We start from the raw sequence: 17382 nt of genomic DNA on the forward strand, positions 1-17382 counted from the left end.
CACGGCGGAGGTGCCGGGCCACCGCGAGTCATAGCGTGGAATCACAAGCACGGACCACCGTCGAACCGGTGGGCCCGATGCAGGAACGAGGAGGAACCGTGAACACGCAGACGCACAGTCAAACCGGATTCGCCGAGGCGACCGGACCGACCGAGCCATCACCTCAGCCCGCTGTCCCACCCCACCCGCCCGGAACGACGGATTCCATTCCCGGTCCTGTCGCCTCGGCGATGAATGGATCGCACGCCCCCACCGAGGAGGTCGACGCGAAAGGGCGCCCACTCGCCGTCGTGCCTTCCCGGGTGCCGTGGCTCGAGATCGGAGTCTTCGCCGTCATTGCCTTCGGCCTCGCGTGGCTGGCCTGCCTGCCGCTGTGGACTTCGGGCGAGGGCATCAACGACCCGCTCGCCGTGACGGTCTTCGGCGGACTCATGATGTTCACACCTCTGGTCGCCAGCATCATCGCCTCCATCGTCCAGCGCCGCCGTGCCCGTGCCAGGGGAGAGGTCTTGGCCAGCGCTCCGCGCTACTTCGGCTTCTGGCCGTTGCGTCCCTTCGGTCGAGTCATCGGGGTGACCGTCGCGGCCTTCTTCGGCATCATGGTTCTCGTCGTCCTCGGCTATCTGGTCAGCGCTGCGTTCGGTTGGCTCACGCTCGACCTCACCGGGCTGTCCGCGTTCAAGGAACAATTGGCCACACTCCCGGGTATGGAGTCGGTGCCGATTGCGGTCGCTATCCTCGGTTATCTGCTGCTCATGCTCGCAGGCTCGATATCCAATTGCTTCGTCACGATCGGTGAGGAATTCGGCTGGAGAGGATGGCTGCTCACCAGCCTCCGCCCCCTGGGCGCCTGGCCGGCTCTGCTCATCGTCGGTGTCGTCTGGGGTCTGTGGCACGCACCGCTCATCCTGCTCGGCTACAACTTCAACCGCCCCGACATCACCGGCCTGGGACTCATGGTCGGCGGCTGCATCATGGTCGGCATCCTCTTCGGCTGGTTGCGCCTGCGCACCGGATCCGTCTGGCCGGCGGTCTTCGCTCACGCGGCACTCAACGGGTCCAACGCGATGCTCCTGGGGCTGCTCATGGACTCCGGTGCGTCGACTCCGGACCCGGCGCTCTTCACCCTCCTCGGGATCTCCGGATGGATCGTCTCTGCCGTCGTCATCGCCACACTCGTTCTGACGGGGCAGTTCCGGAAGCAACCGGAGCTGGGAATCAAGAAGGCCGCCCCCGCCGCACCAGATCACCGGCAGGCCGTCTGATCACCATCGAAATATGACGCCTGGGCCGGCCTCGAAATTGAGGCACGGCCCCGGCGTCCGTTAGGCTCAAAACCCCATAGACCTAAGGAGCCTCTTGTGATTTTTGGCCCATCGCTGCTGCAGACGGCAGGACGTATGCTCACCGCACCGATCTTCATCACCGGGGGACTCTCGGCTGTGAAGGATCCCGCGGGCAAGGCGGCGATGGCTGAGTCGACTCTCGATTCCATCCGCGAATACGTGCCCGGACTTCCCGACGACAATGAGCTGCTCGTGCGCATCAACGGCGGCGTGCAGATCCTCGCCGGTGCCACCCTGCTGCTCGGCATCAAGCCGCGACTCTCGGCACTGGCGCTCGCAGGCTCCCTCATCCCGACCACTCTGGCCGGACACTCCTTCTGGGAGATGGAAGGCGGCGACGCGAAGGCCCACCAGACCCAGTTCTCGAAGAACCTCGCGGCCCTCGGCGGACTGCTCCTCATTGCCGGAGACGGCGACAACAGCAAGGCCATCGAGAAGGCCGCGAGGAAGGCAGCGAAGAAGGCCGAGAAGCGCGCCCTCAAGCAGGCCTGAGGTCAGTGATGGTCTGTGCGCTCGAAGTTGCGGACGAGCCGTGCGGGCAAACCCGGTGAATTTCAGCACAGATCGTCCGCATCTCGGCGTTCGCCCCATCGCCTGACGCGCCCACCACCAGTCGCACCAGCCTTCAACCGAATCCAACGCACCCCTGGAAATCGGCCGGGAAACGCCTATGCTCGAGGCATGGCCAAGGCACTTCTCATCGTCGATGTCCAGAATGATTTCACCGAAGGCGGCGCGCTCGGCGTGACCGGCGGCGACACCGTCGCCGAAGGCATCACCGCTCACCTCGCCGCGCATGCCGGCGACTATGACGCCGTCATCGCCTCCCGCGACTGGCATGATGCCGACAATGACAACGGCGGCCACTTCAGCGACACTCCGGACTTCGTCGACAGTTGGCCCGTCCACTGCGTCGCCGGCACCGATGGTGCGGCCTTCGACCCGCTGCTCGACACCGCGGCCATCACCCACGAGGTCCGCAAGGGGCAGGGCAAACCCGACTATTCGGCGTTCCAGGGGATCACGGACACGGGGAGCCGCCTCGGCGAGCTTCTCACCGAACTCACCATCACCGAGGTGGACGTCGTCGGCATCGCCACCGACCATTGCGTACGCGCTTCCGCCCTCGACGCGCTGAGCGTGGGGCTGAGGGTCCGCGTGCTCACCGACTTCATTGCGGGTGTCGGGGGAGACTCGAGCACGGCGGCACTCGCGGAGGTCGAAAAGGCAGGGGTCGAGCTCGCCTGAGCCGCTGACTCTCCACCCCTGCCGTAACCTCAGCCGCAAGCATCACCCCAGGTCAGCGCGCTTCCTCCATCGAAAGTTGCAGACCGAATCCGAACTCTTCGGCGATGTGTGTGACTCCTGAGATTGATGGACTGGAGTCATGAACTCACCACTGGCGAAAACCGCACATACGCTGACATCGAAGCGCGGTTCGTGGCTCGTCCTCGGCGGGATCGTCGTGCTCGTCGCTCTGCTCTTCGGACTTCTGTCCGGGGCAGGGGAGGACCGGCCCACGGAAACCGCGCCGGCCGACTCCGAATCGACTCAGGCACAGACAATCCTCGACAAATTCCCCGAGGCGGACAAACAGTCCGTCATGGTCGTGGCGTCGAACGAGGACGGATCCGAGCTCTCCGCCGACGACCAGGCCGAGCTGGAGAAGCTCGGCGGCTCGCTCGGCGATTCCGGCGGCGATGAATCCACTGCGGCCGTGACCGGGCCGATCCTCAGCGACGACAGACAGGCCGCGCTGCTCATGGTGCCCATCACGGTGGGCCTGACGAACTCCGACACCGCCGAGACCGTCGACGATCTGCGCACCGCCATCGCCGATGACCCGACCGCCCAGTCGCTCACCGGCGACGGCATGTCTCTGCTGGTCACCGGCGGTCCCGCGATCGGCGCCGATATCGCCTCGGCGTTCAACGGTGCGGACTTCACGCTGCTCATCGTCACCATCGTCATCGTCGCGCTGCTGCTCATCATCACCTACCGTTCGCCGGTCCTGTGGCTGCTGCCGCTCATCGTCATCGGCACCGCCGACGGACTCGCCTCGACCGTGACCGCGGCCGTCGGCGACTGGCTCGACCTGCAGTTCGATGCGGGCATCATCAGCGTTCTCGTCTTCGGCGCCGGCGCGAACTACGCGCTGCTGTTCATCTCCCGCTACCGCGAGGAGCTGCGCCGCTTCACCGACCACCGCACCGCCCTAGCCGAGGCGTGGACCCACACCGCCACGACGATCCTCGCCTCGAATCTCACCGTCGTGCTGTCCCTGCTCAGCCTCGTGTTCGCGACCATCCCCGGCACCCGCGGTCTGGGCATCACCGCGGCAGTGGGCCTGCTCATCTCCGCAGCCGCGGTCCTCTTCGCGCTGCCGCCCGTGCTCGCGATCTGCGGCAAGACGATGTTCTGGCCGTTCATCCCCAAGGTCGAACGGGCAGCGGATGAAGAGCTCACCCCCGCCGAGGCGGCCGCCGCCACCCGTGCCACCGCACCTGCGAGTGCGGCCAAACCTTCGATCTGGCGCACGATCGCCACTCGGGTGGTGCGCAAACCGGGGCTCCACCTCGGCGCCGGGATCGTCATCCTCGGTGTCATGGCCACCGGTTTCATCGGGTCGTCGATCGGTCTCGATCAGACCGAGAAGCTCCGGGTCCAGTCCGAATCGGCGCAGGGACTCGACGTCCTCGCCGACCATTTCCCGCCCGGGGAATCCCAGCCGATCTGGATCGTCGCCGATACCGACCATGCCGATGACGTCGTCGATACGGTCAGCGATATGGACGGCGTCGTGCGCGCCTCGGCGATCGAGGACACGACAATCGACGGCACCTCAGTCACGAAGATCATGGTCACCGGAGAGCTCGAACCCGACAGCGCGAAGGGACTCGAGCTCGTCGAGGACATCCGCAGCGACGTCCACGCCATTGACGGAGCGAACGCCCAGGTAGGAGGGGCCGCGGCCACGGAGCTCGACGCCCGCGACGGCAACCGGACGGACTTCGTCACGATCGTCCCGATGGTGCTGGCGATCAGCTTCATCATCCTGCTCGGCATCCTCCGCGCACCGATCGCAGCGTTCACTCTGCTGCTCGTCAACGTGGTGTCCTCGGCCGCGGCGATCGGACTCGGAGCATTCCTGTCACGGACGATCTTCGGCCAGTCCGCCCTCGATGCTCAGGTGCCGATCCTCGCGTTCCTATTCCTCGTGGCGCTCGGCATCGACTACTCGATCTTCCTCGCCCACCGCGCGAAGAAGGAGTCCGTCCTCCACGGCGGACGCCAGGGAATGGTCGAAGCCGTCGCCCACACCGGTGGAGTCATCACCAGCGCCGGCATCGTCCTGGCCGGAGTGTTCGCGACACTGGGCATGCTGCCGCTGATGGTCCTCGGCCAGCTCGGCCTCATCGTCGGAGTCGGCGTGCTCGTCGACACGATCATCGTCCGCACCGTCATCGTGCCCTCGATCTTCGGACTCGTGGGCGACAAGATGTGGTGGCCGAACAAGGTGATCACTCATTTCGATGAGGGTGGTGTTGGTGGTGGGACCGGTGGCGCTGTCCGCGCTGCCGGTTCCGGTCAGGCGGACGACGCCGACGATTCCGCCGTCGACTCGGTGCCGACCCACCTGCTCGCCGAGCAGGAGCACGTAAACAGTGGTTCCGGCTCACACCACGGTCGGCACTGAGCTCGCGGGCCGAGCCTCGATCACATGTCAATGTGACTTGCCGGGCCCGGGTGGCGGGGAGACTCATCGCCCGGGCCCGGCTCGCCTGAGCCGCACCGCCGGCGGAGGCCCGGCCTTCGCACCACTTCGTCGCCCGGCGTGCCACCGACCGCGGGCATTCACACGACTTCGCCACCGGGATGTGGTTGAGTTGGCAGAGAGAATCGTGAGTACGGAACAACGTACGCAACAGCATCGCCTCGGCACCAACGCCTACGAGGCGGATCTGCAGGAAGGCGGCAGCGTGGGCGCACGCAAATGGACGGAACGCACGATGGAGATCGGCCAGCATGCCATCGCGCTCGTCCTCATGCTCATCTCCTGCATCCGCGCGATCACCACCGGCGCTCCGATGCTCGCCGCGATCGCAGTGAGCATCGTCTTCCTCGCCTGGTACGCCCTGGGCGCGGTCCGCGCCGCCCGAACCGGTGCGCTGGTGCTGGCGAAATGGTGGCTCATCGTCCTCGCCGCCGCGTGGCTGTGCACCCTGCTCGTCTCCGCCGAGTTCATCTGGGTCGCCTTCCTCCTCTGGCTGCTCGCCGGCCACCTCTTCTCCCTGCGAATCGCCATCGTCTTCACTGCCCTGACCTATATCGCGACCATCGTCGCGCCGCTGGCCCACTATGGTCAGGTGCTCCCGCCGAGCATCATCGGCTCACTCATCGGTGCCGTTTTCGCCCTCGGGCTCTCCCGCGGCTACATCGAACTCCTCCGTGAAGGTCGTCGCCGAGAGGAGCTGCTGCGCTCCCTCGAACTCGCCCACCAGAACCTGCTCGACCTCCAGGACGAACTCGCCCTGACTCAGCGGCATGCCGGCGAGATCCAGGAGCGCACCCGTGTCTCCCGCGACATCCACGACACGATCGCGCAGTCGATCTCGTCGATCCGCCTCATCGCCCACGCCGAGGCGGAGCGCACCACCGATGACCACGCGGGGCAGGTCCTCGCCCAAGTCGAGGGCCTCGCCGCGCAGAGCTCCCGCGACGTCCGCCGCATCATCGCCGCACTTGCCCCGGCCGAACTGGAGGACGGTGCGCTGACCGCGGCGATCCGGCGGCTGCTCGCCAGGCTGGAGGAGGACAGCTCGATCACGGGCCGCCTCGACGTCGACGAGACCCTGCCGACCCTGTCCGCCGAGGTGGAGGTGGCGCTGCTGCGCACCGCGCAATCGGCTCTGGCCAACGTTCGCCAGCATTCGCAGGCCACACGAGTGATGGTCAGCCTCATGGACCTCGACGGGGCGATCAGAATGGACATCGTCGACGACGGGGTCGGAATGGCCGATCCGCACAACCGACAGCGGAACCCGGATTCAGGATTCGGCCTCGACTTCATCGGCTCGAGGATGCGCGAACTCGGCGGGGAACTCGTCATCGAATCGAGCCCGGGCTCCGGGTTCGCGATCTCGGCGACCCTGCCCGGCCAATCCCAGCTGCACACTCGGGGTGCGGGGCTCAACCCCGCCGTCGAGGGCACGGACGCGGATTCGGACCGCCGCCTCGGCGAGGGTGAGGGCACAGGCACGGACGGGTCGGGCACGGATGAGTCGGGCCGCCACGGCGAGGGTGGCAGCGCAGGCGATAACACGGACACAGGAGAGAACGCATGAGCATTCGAGTCATCCTCGTCGACGACCACCCGGTCGTGCGGGCCGGTCTGAAGTCCGTCATCGACGCACCGGACCACATCGCTGTGATCGGCGAGGCCGGCAGCGGAGAGGAAGCGCTGATGATCGTCGACGAACTCGACCCCGACGTCGTCCTGTGCGACCTGCGGCTGGGGGAGGGGATCGACGGCATCGAGGTGACGAAGCGGCTGCGCGCGAAGTCGAACCCGCCGGCGGTGCTCATCCTCACCACCTTCGACCTCGACTCGGAGATCATCGCCGCGATCAACGCCGGGGCCTCGGGGTACCTGCTCAAGGACATCGACCCGGGGGACATCTCGACGGCGATCGAGAAGGCGGCGAAGGGGGAGACCTATATGCCTCCGGAGATCTCGTCGAAGGTCTTCGCCGCGATGCGCAATCCCAGCCCGAAACTCACCCGGCGTGAGCGTGACGTCGTGAAACTGCTGGCCACGGGAGCGTCGAACGCGCAGATCGCTCAGGAGCTCTTCGTCACCGAGGCGACGGTGAAGAGTCACCTCGTCAATGTGTTCACGAAGCTCGGCGTGGATTCCCGTGCCCGCGCCATCCGCGTCGCCGAGGACCAGGGGCTGGTGTAGAGGCCGCGCCTCTCGCGGTCTCCGCCGAGAAACGGGCTGAGTGTCGAAAAACGGGTGTGCACATGCGTTTCTCGACACTCAGCCCGTTTCTCGGCGATTCTCACGCGCCGGCCGAGCTCGCTTACTCGTTCGCGAACCGGGTGAACTGCGCTTCATCCTTGACCGAGGTGCCTCTGTACTCCTGTTGCTGCCCACTCGGCACCAGGTCTTGGTAGTAGCCGAGTCGGTTGTCCCAAGGATCTGTGAAGTCAACAAAAGCGACGACACCAGGCAGCTGTGACGGTTCGGACCGTTCTATCCCGGAGGAATCGAGAAACGACAACGCCTCGGCCAGATCGAGAACGCGAAAGCGGACTCGGTTGAGCAATGGGGATGCTGGGTCCTTCCCTGACACCTGAAACCAGCATTCTTGACCGGGGATCGGAGCCCATTCGAAGAAGTCGTCGTGCGGCTCGAACTTCGGATCGCGACCGAACAGCGAGCTGTAGAACGATCGCGCTGCGGCGGTCTCGTCGGTCGGCACGTAGACCTGCAACGTGAAACCCGTAGTCTTCACAGCAGAAACTCCCGCATCATTTCCCATGGCTCTTGCCCTCCTCGCAATCAGCTGTCTCGTGCGGGTCTCCGAACCACGCGCGCGGAACGCTGTCCTCCAGCTTCGTCAGATCGAGGTAGCGGAGGACGATTCCATCCCGGCTCAATGCGGCATAATTGCCGACCGGCACCACTACTGGCGAAATGATCCAAGAAGAAGAGTCATCCAGGCCGAACCATGTCACATCGTCGACCAGCAGCACCGGACCGGGCCCGAGTGCACGTTCAGCCGGATCGTCTTCGACCATCACGCAGGCGCGGTCGTTGACTCCTAACAACGCAGTCCGCGGATCGGGCCGCCAATAGACGTGGAGCCCGCCCGCCACGTGGGCGGAGACTGCTCCGGCGAGATCATCTGTGGGGACCATGGTGAATGCGTGCGCGAGTATCGTCATACTCAGCTCTCATTCTGTTGAGCATCGAATCGGCATTGATGTCGCGGTTCTGACAGTCAGTGTACTTCGAGGCTATCTGTCAGGAGGTTATCTGCCCGGTTCCGAACCCAACTGTCAGGTGAATAACTGATTGGTAATGATTCGTGGCATCGTAGCTGGTGACGGCTTCAGGATGCCGGCGTGAGTCGAGTGATCTCGCCCGGACCCGCTTCTTTCGGCTACGGAGTCTCACCTCGTACCGGTAGTGTGTTCCCTGCGCAACGGGACAGCCCGAGCGCGCGCAGGATCATTCGGATCGAGACAGCGGAGGTGACATGGCAGGCGAAGACGAGACTCTTCCGCCCCGCCCGGCGGCCCCTCCGAACCGTCGCATCGGCGCCCTGTCCGGCAACACCAAGGGCATTTCCACCACTGCAGATACCTCCGCCGAGGCGGCGCCGGACGTATCGACGAACGCGAACTCCGACCAGAATCCCGACCCTCGGTCCGCACCAGCCGGACCGTCGGAGGAGAACGCCGCAACCGCCTCGGCGCCGGATATCACCCTCCCGCATGTCGGGGAACTCGAATCGGCGAGTGACGACGCCATCGTCGACCCCTCGGAAGCGGTGCTCGAGAGCATCGACCTCGACACCTGGAAGTGGCCCGAGTTCTTCGCCTTCGCGCTCACCCGCATGCAGGAGATCTTCCCGACCGGCGGCATCCCGCGCGGCATCGGGCCTGTGCGCGAATACGTGACCGGTGACAACGACTTCCGCCCGCTGACCATCGACCGCGAGAAGTGGCCGGCGATCGACGAGGACTGGACCACCGTCGGCGACGTCCTGGCCAACACCCACACCGACGCCTGGCTCGTCACCCGAGGCGGGGTGGCGCTGGCCGAGGAATACGCGTGGCCGATGAAGCCGGCCCGCCAGCACATGCTCTTCTCCGTGAGCAAGTCCATCGTCGCCACCGTCATCGGAGCGCTCGCCGACGCCGGACTCCTGCGCACGACCGATCTCGTCACCACGCATGTGCCCGCACTCGCCAAGAGCGGATACGTGGGAGCGACGATCCGTGACCTGCTCGACATGCGCTCGGGCATCAAGTTCTCCGAGGAATACCTCAAGGAGGGCTCCGAGATCCGAGCCCTGTTCGAAGCGGTCGATTTCGCGCCGCGGACGGCCACCTCGGCGAAGGGGATCAAGAATTTCCTCAGCCGGCTGACCAGCGACCGCGAACACGGATCGGCGTTCGTCTACCGCAGCTGCGAGACCGACGTGCTCGCCTGGATCGCCGAGGCGGTCACCGGGCAGCCGTTCTCCATCGTCGCCAGCGAATACGTGTGGTCGCGCATCGGCGCCGCCCATGCCGCCCAGGTCTGTCAGGACCGGTGGGGCGGGTCGATCGCCGACGGTGCCATCAGCGCCACCCTGCGCGACCTCGCCCGCTTCGGCGAGATGATCGCCCGCGGCGGCACCACTGACAACGGCGAACGGGTGCTGTCATCCGAATGGGTCGACGACGTCTTCACCGGTACCGAGGACTCGGCGAAGATCTTCGCCGCGTCCCCGTCGGGGCGCTCCTATCCGGGCGGCATGTACCGCAGCCAGTTCTGGCTGCCTTCGGCCAGCCGAGACGTCGTCATCGGCATCGGCATCCACGGCCAGATGCTCTACATCGACCGCGCCACGCAGACCGTCGGAGTCAAACTCTCGAGCGACCCCGAGCCGGTGAGCCTGGCCGCCCAGCACGGCACCCTGGCCATGTTCGAAGCCATCGCCGAGGCGGTCCCGACCACCGGTCGGACGCCTGCCGATCCTGCCCCCACCGAGGCGGCTGCCCGGAATGCTGCACAAAGTGCCTCGCCTGTGGTGCCGACAGCAGCTGCTTCCGCCAGACCGACAGCGGCCGCTTCCGCCGACCCGAGCATCGGCAGTCCCGAGGCCGAGAGCGCAGAGGCCCTGGCCGCGGAGGCCGGCCCGGCCGCCGTAGCACCGGCCGACGCTGTGGCGGCAGCCGCGACATCCGTCGAATCGGTTCCTGCGGACACCCTGCCCGCACCGGCAGAGGCCGCACCGGTGGCACCGGCTCCCGCAGACCCGGCTCCGGCAGCCCCTGCCGCTGCAGACCCTGCATCTGGAGACCCTGCATCGGCAGCGCCCGTGCCTCCGGCGAGTGATTCCGCGCCTCCCGCCGCCGCACCTCCTGAGGCCACGACTTCCGCGGCCGCGCCCCAGACACCACCTCTGCCAGGAACTCAGGCGGCTCCTCTCGTCGGCCAGAACACTCTCTACTGAGTCCACGCGATTCGAGTGCCTCCTGCGGGTGGATCCGCCTCGAAACAGCGTGCGGAATCGAGGCGGATCCAGCCGCAGGAGACATTCCGCGTCACCATATGACGAAACAGGTGCGACCGGAGAACGGGATCGGTAGCGTGTGGAACGGAACGACGCCGATCACAGGAGGCAACACGATGTCAGACTTCTTCGACCGCGAGACCGACGGCAAGTACGACAGGGCCTACAAAGAGACCACTCCCGACATTCTCAAGGCCTTCGGCGAGTTCAACAACGCCGTCTTCGCTTCCGAAGGTCGTGAGATCCCGCTGAAGTACCGTGAACTGATCGCCTACGCCGTCGGCTTGACCACCCAGTGCGCCTACTGCATCGATGCGCATTCGAATGCCGCCGTCAAAGCCGGTGCCACGGAGACCGAGCTGGCCGAGACCGCCTGGACCGCCTCGGCGATCCGCGCCGGCGGAGCCTTCACCCACGGTCGTCTGGGCTTCAAGCTCACCGGAGTCCACGAGCACTGAGTCCGCCCCGGGACGAGCCCTGATCGCTAAACTGAGAGGCGATCATGAGTGACGAGCCCCGCACCCTTCCGCGCAGAACACCCCGTTCCCGCCCGCACCGCATCCTCGTGCTGGCGTTGGACGGGGTGTCTGCTATGGATCTCGGCGTCCCCGTCCAGGTCTTCGGGCGCGAGTCGAACGCCGCCACCGACCGCACCCGCACCGAGGCGGCTCCGCGCTCCCAGCCGAACCCGAGCGGTGAGGCGGCTTCCGCCGTCCCCGGTGCACGAACGACGACCGTGCCCGCGGGCAGCTGGCCCTATGAGGTCGAGGTCTGCGGCATCACCGCAGGCAAAGTGGTTGGATCGGACGGCCTCGACTATTCCGTCGATCGAGGTCTCGAAGCGTTGGAGACCGCGGATACGGTCATCCTGCCGGGTGCCACCTCGGCGGTGGCGGACGAACCGCCCGCTTCGGTCATCGGGGCCCTGCTCTCGGCGTTCGAACGCGGCGCGCGGATCGCCGCGATCTCCACCGGCACGTTCGTCCTCGCGCGCACGGGGCTGCTCGTCGGGCGACGCGCCACCACGCACTGGTCGACGGCGAAAGAGCTTGCTCGACGGTTCCCCTCGATCAAGGTCGACGAGAACGTCCTCTTCATCGACGAAGGACAGCTGCTGACCTCGGCCGGAGCCGCCTCGGCGATCGATCTCTGCCTCCATCTCATCCGCAGCGACCACGGGGTCGGCCTGTCCAATCAGGTCGCCCGACGCCTGGTCGCCGCCGCCTACCGCAGCGCCGGCCAAGCTCAATACGTGCCGCGCAGCGTGCCCGACCCGCTCGGCGACGACTTCGCCGACACCCGCGAATGGGCGCTGCAGCACATCGGAGAGACCATCACCCTGCGCGATCTCGCCGCCAATGCCGGGGTCTCCGTGCGCACCTTCTCCCGCCGTTTCGTCGAAGACACCGGCTACACGCCCATGCAGTGGGTGCTGCGAGCCCGAGTCGACCTCGCCCGGGAGCTGCTGGAGAACTCCGACCTGGGCATCGAACAGATCGCTGATCAGGTGGGACTCGGAACCGGCGCGAATCTGCGGATGCATTTCCAGCGCATCCTCTCGACCTCCCCGAACGACTACCGCCACTCCTTTCAGGGTTGAAAAGGCACTCTTCCCAGGGCTGAGTACAGGCCGCTTCCAGTGGTGAGGGCTGGGCGCTTTTCGGTACATTTCAGCGACCCGGATCACACGTCAGCGGCCCTGGCCAGAAACTTTCGGCATCTGGCAATACGACTGGCGAAAACCTTGCGCAGATTGACTGTCTGGCCACTGTTGTCACGCGTGGAAGTCGCCCATGATGGAGATATCAAGACGAATCCCGTGTCCAACATGTACAAGGAGTGACATTGACTCGCATCGCCATCAATGGTTTCGGTCGCATCGGACGCAGCACCCTGCGGGCCCTGATCGAGCGCGGCAGCGAGCTCGAGGTCGTGGCCATCAACGACCTCGGCGCCGTCGACGATCTCGCTCGGCTGCTGAAGTTCGACACCACCCTCGGACGCTTCAATCACGACGTCGAGGCCACCGAGGATTCCCTCATCATCGACGGCAAGACCATCAAAGTCTTCGCCGAGAAGGATCCGGCCAAGCTGCCCTGGGGCGAGCTCGGCATCGACATCGCCCTCGAATCGACCGGCCGCTTCACCAAGGCCGACAAGGCCAGCGCCCACATCACTGCCGGCGCGAAGAAGGTCCTCGTCTCCGCTCCCTCGAAGGGTGCCGACGTCACCCTCGCCTATGGTGTGAACAGCGAGGCGTACAAGCCCGAGCACACCGTCATCTCCAACGCCTCGTGCACGACGAACGCCCTGGCTCCGCTGGCCAAGGTCCTCGATGACCTCGCCGGAATCGAGCAGGGCTTCATGACCACCGTCCACGCCTACACCGGTGACCAGATGGTTCAGGACGGCCCGCACAAGGACCCCCGTCGTGCCCGTGCCGCTGCCGAGAACATCATCCCCACTTCGACGGGTGCGGCCAAGGCCATCGGCCTCGTCCTCCCGCAGCTCGACGGAAAGCTGTCCGGCGACGCCATCCGCGTTCCCGTCCCGGTCGGCTCGATCGTCGAGATCAACACGACCGTGTCCCGCGAGGTCACCCGCGACGAGGTGCTCGACGCCTACAAGAAGGCCTCGGAGGGCGAACTCAAAGGCATCCTCGAGTACGAGGACGAGCCCATCGTCTCCTCTGATATCGTCGGTCAGCCCGCTTCGTCGATCTTCGACTCCGCGCTCACCCGCGTCGTCGGCAACCACGTCAAGGTCGTTGCCTGGTACGACAACGAGTGGGGCTTCTCCAATCGTGTCGTCGACAACCTCGAGTTCATCGGCAAGGACTGACGTTCCCCGCTGATGTTTCCCGGCGCTCGACGCCGGCGACATTTCGGCGCCGAGGTGGTCCCTCGATGCCAACGGATGCAACTGTGGCCTCGAATCTGCTCAATGCAGATTCGAGGCCACAGCCTTGTGATGACTCAGCCGCCCTTGTGATGACTCAGCCGCCGGATCTTCACTGACGACGCCTGGACACTCAGCATCCTTCCGCGGAGGGCTCAGACGTCATCGGAGCCGGGGGTGCCGCCTTCGTCTTCCCAGCGTTCGATCGCGCGGACTTTCGCGCGGCTGAACTTCAGACGGACGCCGTAGCCACCCTCTGCGCCGTCGGGAATGAACCGTGCACCATACTCCTCGAGGGCGAGGATGAGGCGACGTTCCTGCTCGGCGGTGATGTCCGCGATTCCCTTCTCGTAGTCCTTGAGTTCGGACTTCTTGATCTCAGCCTTGTCTGCCACATGCTTGGCTGACACCTGGCAGAGGATCCGCGATGCGCGTGCCAGGGGGCCGTCGATGATGATCTCTGCTGTGCTCATGGCTCCACCATGCCAGAGCCCACCATGCCTGCCAAGGCCAGTCGCCTGAGACATTTCGCAGGTGGGAGCGGATTATATATATGTTCGATTCATGACCGAGCATGTTGTGTCAGTGCCGGTGTCTAGTGTTCTCCTCAAGCTTCCGACATCGGAGTCGGCGGCATCGCGTCGCAAGGTGCGGCGCATGACGGAAGGTCAGAACAATGATGATCACGACCAACAGCGTCGCTCGATTGGCGCAGAGGTGCGGAGAGTTCCTCGGCGACTTCGGTCAGGCGATGACACCGAGCTACCCGAGTAGCCTCGCTCTGTGCATTCTTGACGCGATCTATTCGACGGGCTCCCACCCGACAGCGGTGGATAACATCGTCGCCCGGTACATCGCCCGACACGGGAGCAGTGACGGTGCGAAATCGCTTCGCTATTCGATCGCCGCGGCTGGAGGGGCGGACGTATGGGCGCGGGAGGTGATCTGCAACCTCAAACCGGCCAGTACCCGCCCCGGGGCAGTTCTCAAGGCTGAGGTCGTCGACAGCGCCGTCCGAGTCATGGCCGACCATGGAATCGATGATGTCGGTGATCTGCGGGAGGCGGTCGGTGAGGGAGTCGGCAGCATTGCGTTCTCCAGCGACGTGTCGAAGGGGTGGCGAGCTCTGCCCAGCCAGAGCTCGGGCATCACCTGGCTCCACCTGTTGATGCTCGCCGGGTCCACCCATTTCGAAGTCGACCACAAGGTGGTCGGATACCTCGCCGAGGTGGCCGATCCCGCAGCCGATCTCACCGTCGACTACGTGCACGCTGAGATCGACGCGGTCGCCCGCGTGCTCGATGCCGAGGTGCCGACCGTCGAAAGGATCGTGTGGCAGGCCTCACACGGTCGCATCCTCTCACAGCTCAAGGACGAGGACCTGCTACCGGTCAGCGGTCCAGTTGAAGGGCCTGAGACGTCCGGTGCGGTCTGGGAGTTCTGTCCGGAACCGCTGGTGAGCAGACCCGTCTGAACCGTGTCGAGCGGTGCGCTCGGCTCAACTCTCCGTATTGCGCCGGTGCTGAGCGGCCAGCCGCACCGGCGCGTTCGGGGCACCGTAGCCCTGGTAATCTCCTCGGCGCTCAACCATCTCGAAGAAGACCGAACCGATCGTCGACGTATAGAAATGGAGGAACTCGCCCCGGTCGTCACGGTCGTAGAGGATATTGTGCTCACGCAGCCGGCCAAGCAGCTCAGGTTCGAGGTCGAAGCGCGCGGCAAGGTCCTCATAGTAGTTCTGCGGCACTGCCAGGAACTTCAAACCACGAGCGACCGCGGCCATTGCGGCAGTGAAGATGTCATCGCAGACGATAGCCACATGCTCCGGGTAGGTCTCTGCGGGTGAGCCGGCGCCTCGGCTCAGGGGGTTGGGGCTGTGGTCGGGAGAGACGTTGAGCGGCATCCTCACTGCCCCATCGGCACTCGACATCACTTGGGAGCGCACAAGACCGGAGGGGCTCGGCACGTCCTGGGACGGCAGAGCGGTCAGGGCGAGCAGGGAGGTGTAGAAAAGCACTGCTTCGTCGTAGTGATGAGCAGGCTGAGCGAGGTTGATGTGGTCGATCGCCGACTGCCGCTCGTCCGGGACGGTGCCGAACTCGTCGGTCCACTGCGGATCCACGCCGTTTCCGTCACCGAAGAAGACCTCCGATCCGTCGGGCGCGAAGACTCCACGCAGCACCTCTTCGTCGTGTGCCTGATCGCGGGGGACTTCGGTAGCCGAGAGCAAGAGCGCACGTTCCATTGCGGCGTCGGCATCGTCGACGGCGAAGCCGATGCCGCGCAGGAATGTTCCGGATCCGGGGGAGTCTGCTGCCACGGCGGCGGCTTCGTCAGCCGGGTCGGTGCTGTCGATGGTCACGGCGGTGGATTCGTCGTGCCGACTGGTGGGTTCGGTGACGACGATTCGAGCCTGACCGCGTCGCCACAGCTGCACATGCGGTTTCGTGCGATGGAAGCCGACGAACCGGAAGCCGAGCTGGTGGAGCTGCCGGGTGAGCGCGCCCAGATCATCGGTGCTCAGTTCGACGTAGTCGATGCCGCGAGGCTCCGAGACCTGGGGCAGAGGGCGCAGACTCAGCCGCGCGCGATTGCTTTCCGGCCCAGCACCGGGCGCCTCGGCCTCACCAGCGGCAGATGCCTTGGCCCCACTGGCAGCCGACACGTTGGCTTCGAGCCACCGCAGGGAACGCAGTCCGTCGACAGCGGTGCGCTGAGTGTCGGCCTGCCGGAAGGAATCGTTGAAGACCTCGAGCGACACCGGTCCGGCATAACCGGTCCCAGCGACGCGAGCGAGGAAGTCGGTGAGATCCCACGAGCCTTCGCCGGGGAAGACTCGGTGGTGACGGGACCAGCTGAGCACGTCCATCGACAGGGCCGGGGCATCGGCGAGCTGGAGGAAGAAGATCTTCTCTCCCGGGATCTCGGCGATGCGTGACAGGTCCGTGTCACGGGAGAGGATGTGGAAGCTGTCCAGGCAGGTGCCGATGCGCGGATGATCGGCGGCCTTGACGAGGTCCCAGGCGCGATCGTATTCGGAGACGAACCGCCCCCAGGCCAGCGCCTCGTAGGCGACGTCGATGCCGTATCTCTCGGCCAGATCGCCGAGGCGGCGCAGCTGATCGACGACGACCTGATCATCGTCGACGGTTGCGGTGGCGACGTTCGAGCACAGCAGCATCGTGGTCATGCCGAGCCGCTTCATCAGCTGGAACTTCGCCTCGGCGCGGGCCAGGTTGGCGGCGAACAGCTCGTCCTCGACGCCTTCGAAATCGCGGAAGGGCTGATAGAGATCAAGACTCAACCCGAGTTCTGCAGCCAGTCCGGCGATCACCTCGGGGGAACTGGGCGAGACGATGAGATCCTGCTCGAAGATCTCGACTCCGTCGAACCCGGCCGTCGCGGCAGCCTGCAGCTTCTCCTCAAGCGTGCCGGACAGACACACGGTGGCAATCGAGGTTCTCATCGTGACCTTTCCTCGTGGACGACATCGATCTCTTCCAGACTCAGTCCCTTCGTCTCCTTCGCCGTCATGGCGACCAGGCCGACGACGATGCAGACACCCGCGGTGAATGCGGCCCCCGAGACCCAATTCTCTCCTCCGGCGCCGGCGACAGCGGACGCGAGGACCGGAGCCAGACCGCCGGAGACCGCGAAGCCGACCTGAGTGCCCAGGGCCAGACCTGTCACGCGTGCCGTCGTCGGGAACATCTCGGCGTAGAACGAGGGCCAGATGGAGTTGGCCAGCGAGTACGCACAGCCGGACATGATGGCGCCGAAGACGAAAATGAGCGGCCAGTTCCCGGCCGAAACCGCACCCAGGTACGGGAACATCATCAGACCCG

General features: G+C 65.6%; 16 protein-coding genes. 11 read left to right on the forward strand and 5 right to left on the reverse strand.

All coding sequences use genetic code 11. The features are described 5' to 3' along the window. The first annotated feature begins 98 nt into the window (after nucleotides 1-98). The 6 genes from BLIN9172_RS07800 to BLIN9172_RS07825 all read left to right on the forward strand — a co-directional run bounded on the left by BLIN9172_RS07800 (nucleotide 99) and on the right by BLIN9172_RS07825 (nucleotide 7308). Nucleotides 99-1265 (forward strand): CPBP family intramembrane glutamic endopeptidase, encoded by a 1167-nt coding sequence (locus BLIN9172_RS07800; protein WP_257904160.1) that lies wholly within the window; start codon nucleotides 99-101, stop codon nucleotides 1263-1265. 96 nt (nucleotides 1266-1361) lie between these two features. Beyond that, nucleotides 1362-1838 (forward strand): DoxX family protein, encoded by a 477-nt coding sequence (locus BLIN9172_RS07805; RefSeq protein ID WP_101554541.1) that lies wholly within the window; start codon nucleotides 1362-1364, stop codon nucleotides 1836-1838. 189 nt (nucleotides 1839-2027) lie between these two features. Then, nucleotides 2028-2594 carry an isochorismatase family protein gene (locus BLIN9172_RS07810; RefSeq protein WP_101554542.1) on the forward strand — a complete coding sequence of 189 codons (567 nt, stop codon included), beginning with the start codon at nucleotides 2028-2030 and terminating at the stop codon, nucleotides 2592-2594. 139 nt (nucleotides 2595-2733) lie between these two features. Continuing rightward, nucleotides 2734-5043 (forward strand): MMPL family transporter, encoded by a 2310-nt coding sequence (locus BLIN9172_RS07815; protein WP_101554543.1) that lies wholly within the window; start codon nucleotides 2734-2736, stop codon nucleotides 5041-5043. A gap of 205 nt (nucleotides 5044-5248) precedes the next feature. After that, a complete protein-coding gene (locus tag BLIN9172_RS07820; protein ID WP_240812227.1) occupies nucleotides 5249-6691 on the forward strand; it encodes a sensor histidine kinase in 1443 nt (480 codons plus the stop codon). After that, complete coding sequence (locus BLIN9172_RS07825) at nucleotides 6688-7308, forward strand: response regulator (RefSeq protein WP_101554544.1); 621 nt, start codon at nucleotides 6688-6690, stop codon at nucleotides 7306-7308. The genes BLIN9172_RS07820 and BLIN9172_RS07825 overlap by 4 nt, the downstream gene beginning before the upstream one ends. A 121-nt stretch (nucleotides 7309-7429) precedes the next feature. On the opposite strand, the gene BLIN9172_RS07830 is transcribed toward BLIN9172_RS07825, so the two are convergent. Both BLIN9172_RS07830 and BLIN9172_RS07835 read right to left on the reverse strand, forming a co-directional pair. Further along, nucleotides 7430-7891: a VOC family protein gene (locus BLIN9172_RS07830; protein WP_145997935.1), complete on the reverse strand. Its 462-nt coding sequence runs from the start codon at nucleotides 7889-7891 to the stop codon at nucleotides 7430-7432. Beyond that, the gene (locus tag BLIN9172_RS07835; RefSeq protein ID WP_145997936.1) at nucleotides 7881-8270 is read right to left on the reverse strand and encodes a hypothetical protein; all 390 of its coding nucleotides are present in this window, start codon (nucleotides 8268-8270) and stop codon (nucleotides 7881-7883) included. The genes BLIN9172_RS07830 and BLIN9172_RS07835 overlap by 11 nt, the downstream gene beginning before the upstream one ends. A 341-nt stretch (nucleotides 8271-8611) precedes the next feature. Here BLIN9172_RS07835 and BLIN9172_RS07840 point away from each other — a divergent pair, with 341 nt between their 5' ends. The 4 genes from BLIN9172_RS07840 to gap all read left to right on the forward strand — a co-directional run bounded on the left by BLIN9172_RS07840 (nucleotide 8612) and on the right by gap (nucleotide 13480). After that, nucleotides 8612-10579 (forward strand): serine hydrolase domain-containing protein, encoded by a 1968-nt coding sequence (locus tag BLIN9172_RS07840; RefSeq protein WP_101554547.1) that lies wholly within the window; start codon nucleotides 8612-8614, stop codon nucleotides 10577-10579. 176 nt (nucleotides 10580-10755) lie between these two features. Further along, complete coding sequence (locus tag BLIN9172_RS07845; protein ID WP_101554588.1) at nucleotides 10756-11097, forward strand: carboxymuconolactone decarboxylase family protein; 342 nt, start codon at nucleotides 10756-10758, stop codon at nucleotides 11095-11097. Nucleotides 11098-11141: 44 nt separating this feature from the next. Next, nucleotides 11142-12239, forward strand: coding sequence for a GlxA family transcriptional regulator (locus BLIN9172_RS07850; RefSeq protein WP_101554548.1), 1098 nt, complete (start codon nucleotides 11142-11144; stop codon nucleotides 12237-12239). A gap of 245 nt (nucleotides 12240-12484) precedes the next feature. Next, nucleotides 12485-13480 (forward strand): type I glyceraldehyde-3-phosphate dehydrogenase, encoded by a 996-nt coding sequence (gap, locus tag BLIN9172_RS07855; RefSeq protein ID WP_101554549.1) that lies wholly within the window; start codon nucleotides 12485-12487, stop codon nucleotides 13478-13480. 212 nt (nucleotides 13481-13692) lie between these two features. On the opposite strand, the gene BLIN9172_RS07860 is transcribed toward gap, so the two are convergent. Further along, a complete protein-coding gene (locus BLIN9172_RS07860) occupies nucleotides 13693-14010 on the reverse strand; it encodes an XRE family transcriptional regulator (protein WP_180956951.1) in 318 nt (105 codons plus the stop codon). Between the two features lie 203 nt (nucleotides 14011-14213). Here BLIN9172_RS07860 and BLIN9172_RS07865 point away from each other — a divergent pair, with 203 nt between their 5' ends. Beyond that, nucleotides 14214-15011, forward strand: a complete 798-nt coding sequence (locus BLIN9172_RS07865; RefSeq protein ID WP_101554550.1) for a DUF8548 family protein — start codon at nucleotides 14214-14216, stop codon at nucleotides 15009-15011. A gap of 24 nt (nucleotides 15012-15035) precedes the next feature. On the opposite strand, the gene BLIN9172_RS07870 is transcribed toward BLIN9172_RS07865, so the two are convergent. Next, a complete protein-coding gene (locus BLIN9172_RS07870; protein ID WP_101554551.1) occupies nucleotides 15036-17003 on the reverse strand; it encodes a bifunctional sugar phosphate isomerase/epimerase/4-hydroxyphenylpyruvate dioxygenase family protein in 1968 nt (655 codons plus the stop codon). Next, a complete protein-coding gene (locus tag BLIN9172_RS07875; RefSeq protein ID WP_240812226.1) occupies nucleotides 17000-17371 on the reverse strand; it encodes an MFS transporter in 372 nt (123 codons plus the stop codon). Before BLIN9172_RS07875 ends, BLIN9172_RS07870 begins: the two co-directional genes overlap by 4 nt. Nucleotides 17372-17382: the final 11 nt, after the last annotated feature.

It is taken from the genome of Brevibacterium linens ATCC 9172 (assembly GCF_900169165.1).
GTDB lineage: Bacteria > Actinomycetota > Actinomycetes > Actinomycetales > Brevibacteriaceae > Brevibacterium > Brevibacterium linens.

Excerpts from the sequence above, each read along its gene's own strand:
- BLIN9172_RS07825 (WP_101554544.1), top strand. The coding sequence starts at position 6,688 with ATGAGCATTCGAGTCATCCTCGTCGACGACCACCCGGTCGTGCGGGCC.
- BLIN9172_RS07875 (WP_240812226.1), bottom strand. The coding sequence starts at position 17,371 with ATGTTCCCGTACCTGGGTGCGGTTTCGGCCGGGAACTGGCCGCTCATT.
- BLIN9172_RS07845 (WP_101554588.1), top strand. The coding sequence starts at position 10,756 with ATGTCAGACTTCTTCGACCGCGAGACCGACGGCAAGTACGACAGGGCC.
- BLIN9172_RS07865 (WP_101554550.1), top strand. The coding sequence starts at position 14,214 with ATGATGATCACGACCAACAGCGTCGCTCGATTGGCGCAGAGGTGCGGA.
- BLIN9172_RS07835 (WP_145997936.1), bottom strand. The coding sequence starts at position 8,270 with ATGGTCCCCACAGATGATCTCGCCGGAGCAGTCTCCGCCCACGTGGCG.
- BLIN9172_RS07830 (WP_145997935.1), bottom strand. The coding sequence starts at position 7,891 with ATGGGAAATGATGCGGGAGTTTCTGCTGTGAAGACTACGGGTTTCACG.
- BLIN9172_RS07860 (WP_180956951.1), bottom strand. The coding sequence starts at position 14,010 with ATGAGCACAGCAGAGATCATCATCGACGGCCCCCTGGCACGCGCATCG.
- BLIN9172_RS07815 (WP_101554543.1), top strand. The coding sequence starts at position 2,734 with ATGAACTCACCACTGGCGAAAACCGCACATACGCTGACATCGAAGCGC.
- BLIN9172_RS07870 (WP_101554551.1), bottom strand. The coding sequence starts at position 17,003 with ATGAGAACCTCGATTGCCACCGTGTGTCTGTCCGGCACGCTTGAGGAG.
- BLIN9172_RS07810 (WP_101554542.1), top strand. The coding sequence starts at position 2,028 with ATGGCCAAGGCACTTCTCATCGTCGATGTCCAGAATGATTTCACCGAA.
- BLIN9172_RS07850 (WP_101554548.1), top strand. The coding sequence starts at position 11,142 with ATGAGTGACGAGCCCCGCACCCTTCCGCGCAGAACACCCCGTTCCCGC.
- BLIN9172_RS07840 (WP_101554547.1), top strand. The coding sequence starts at position 8,612 with ATGGCAGGCGAAGACGAGACTCTTCCGCCCCGCCCGGCGGCCCCTCCG.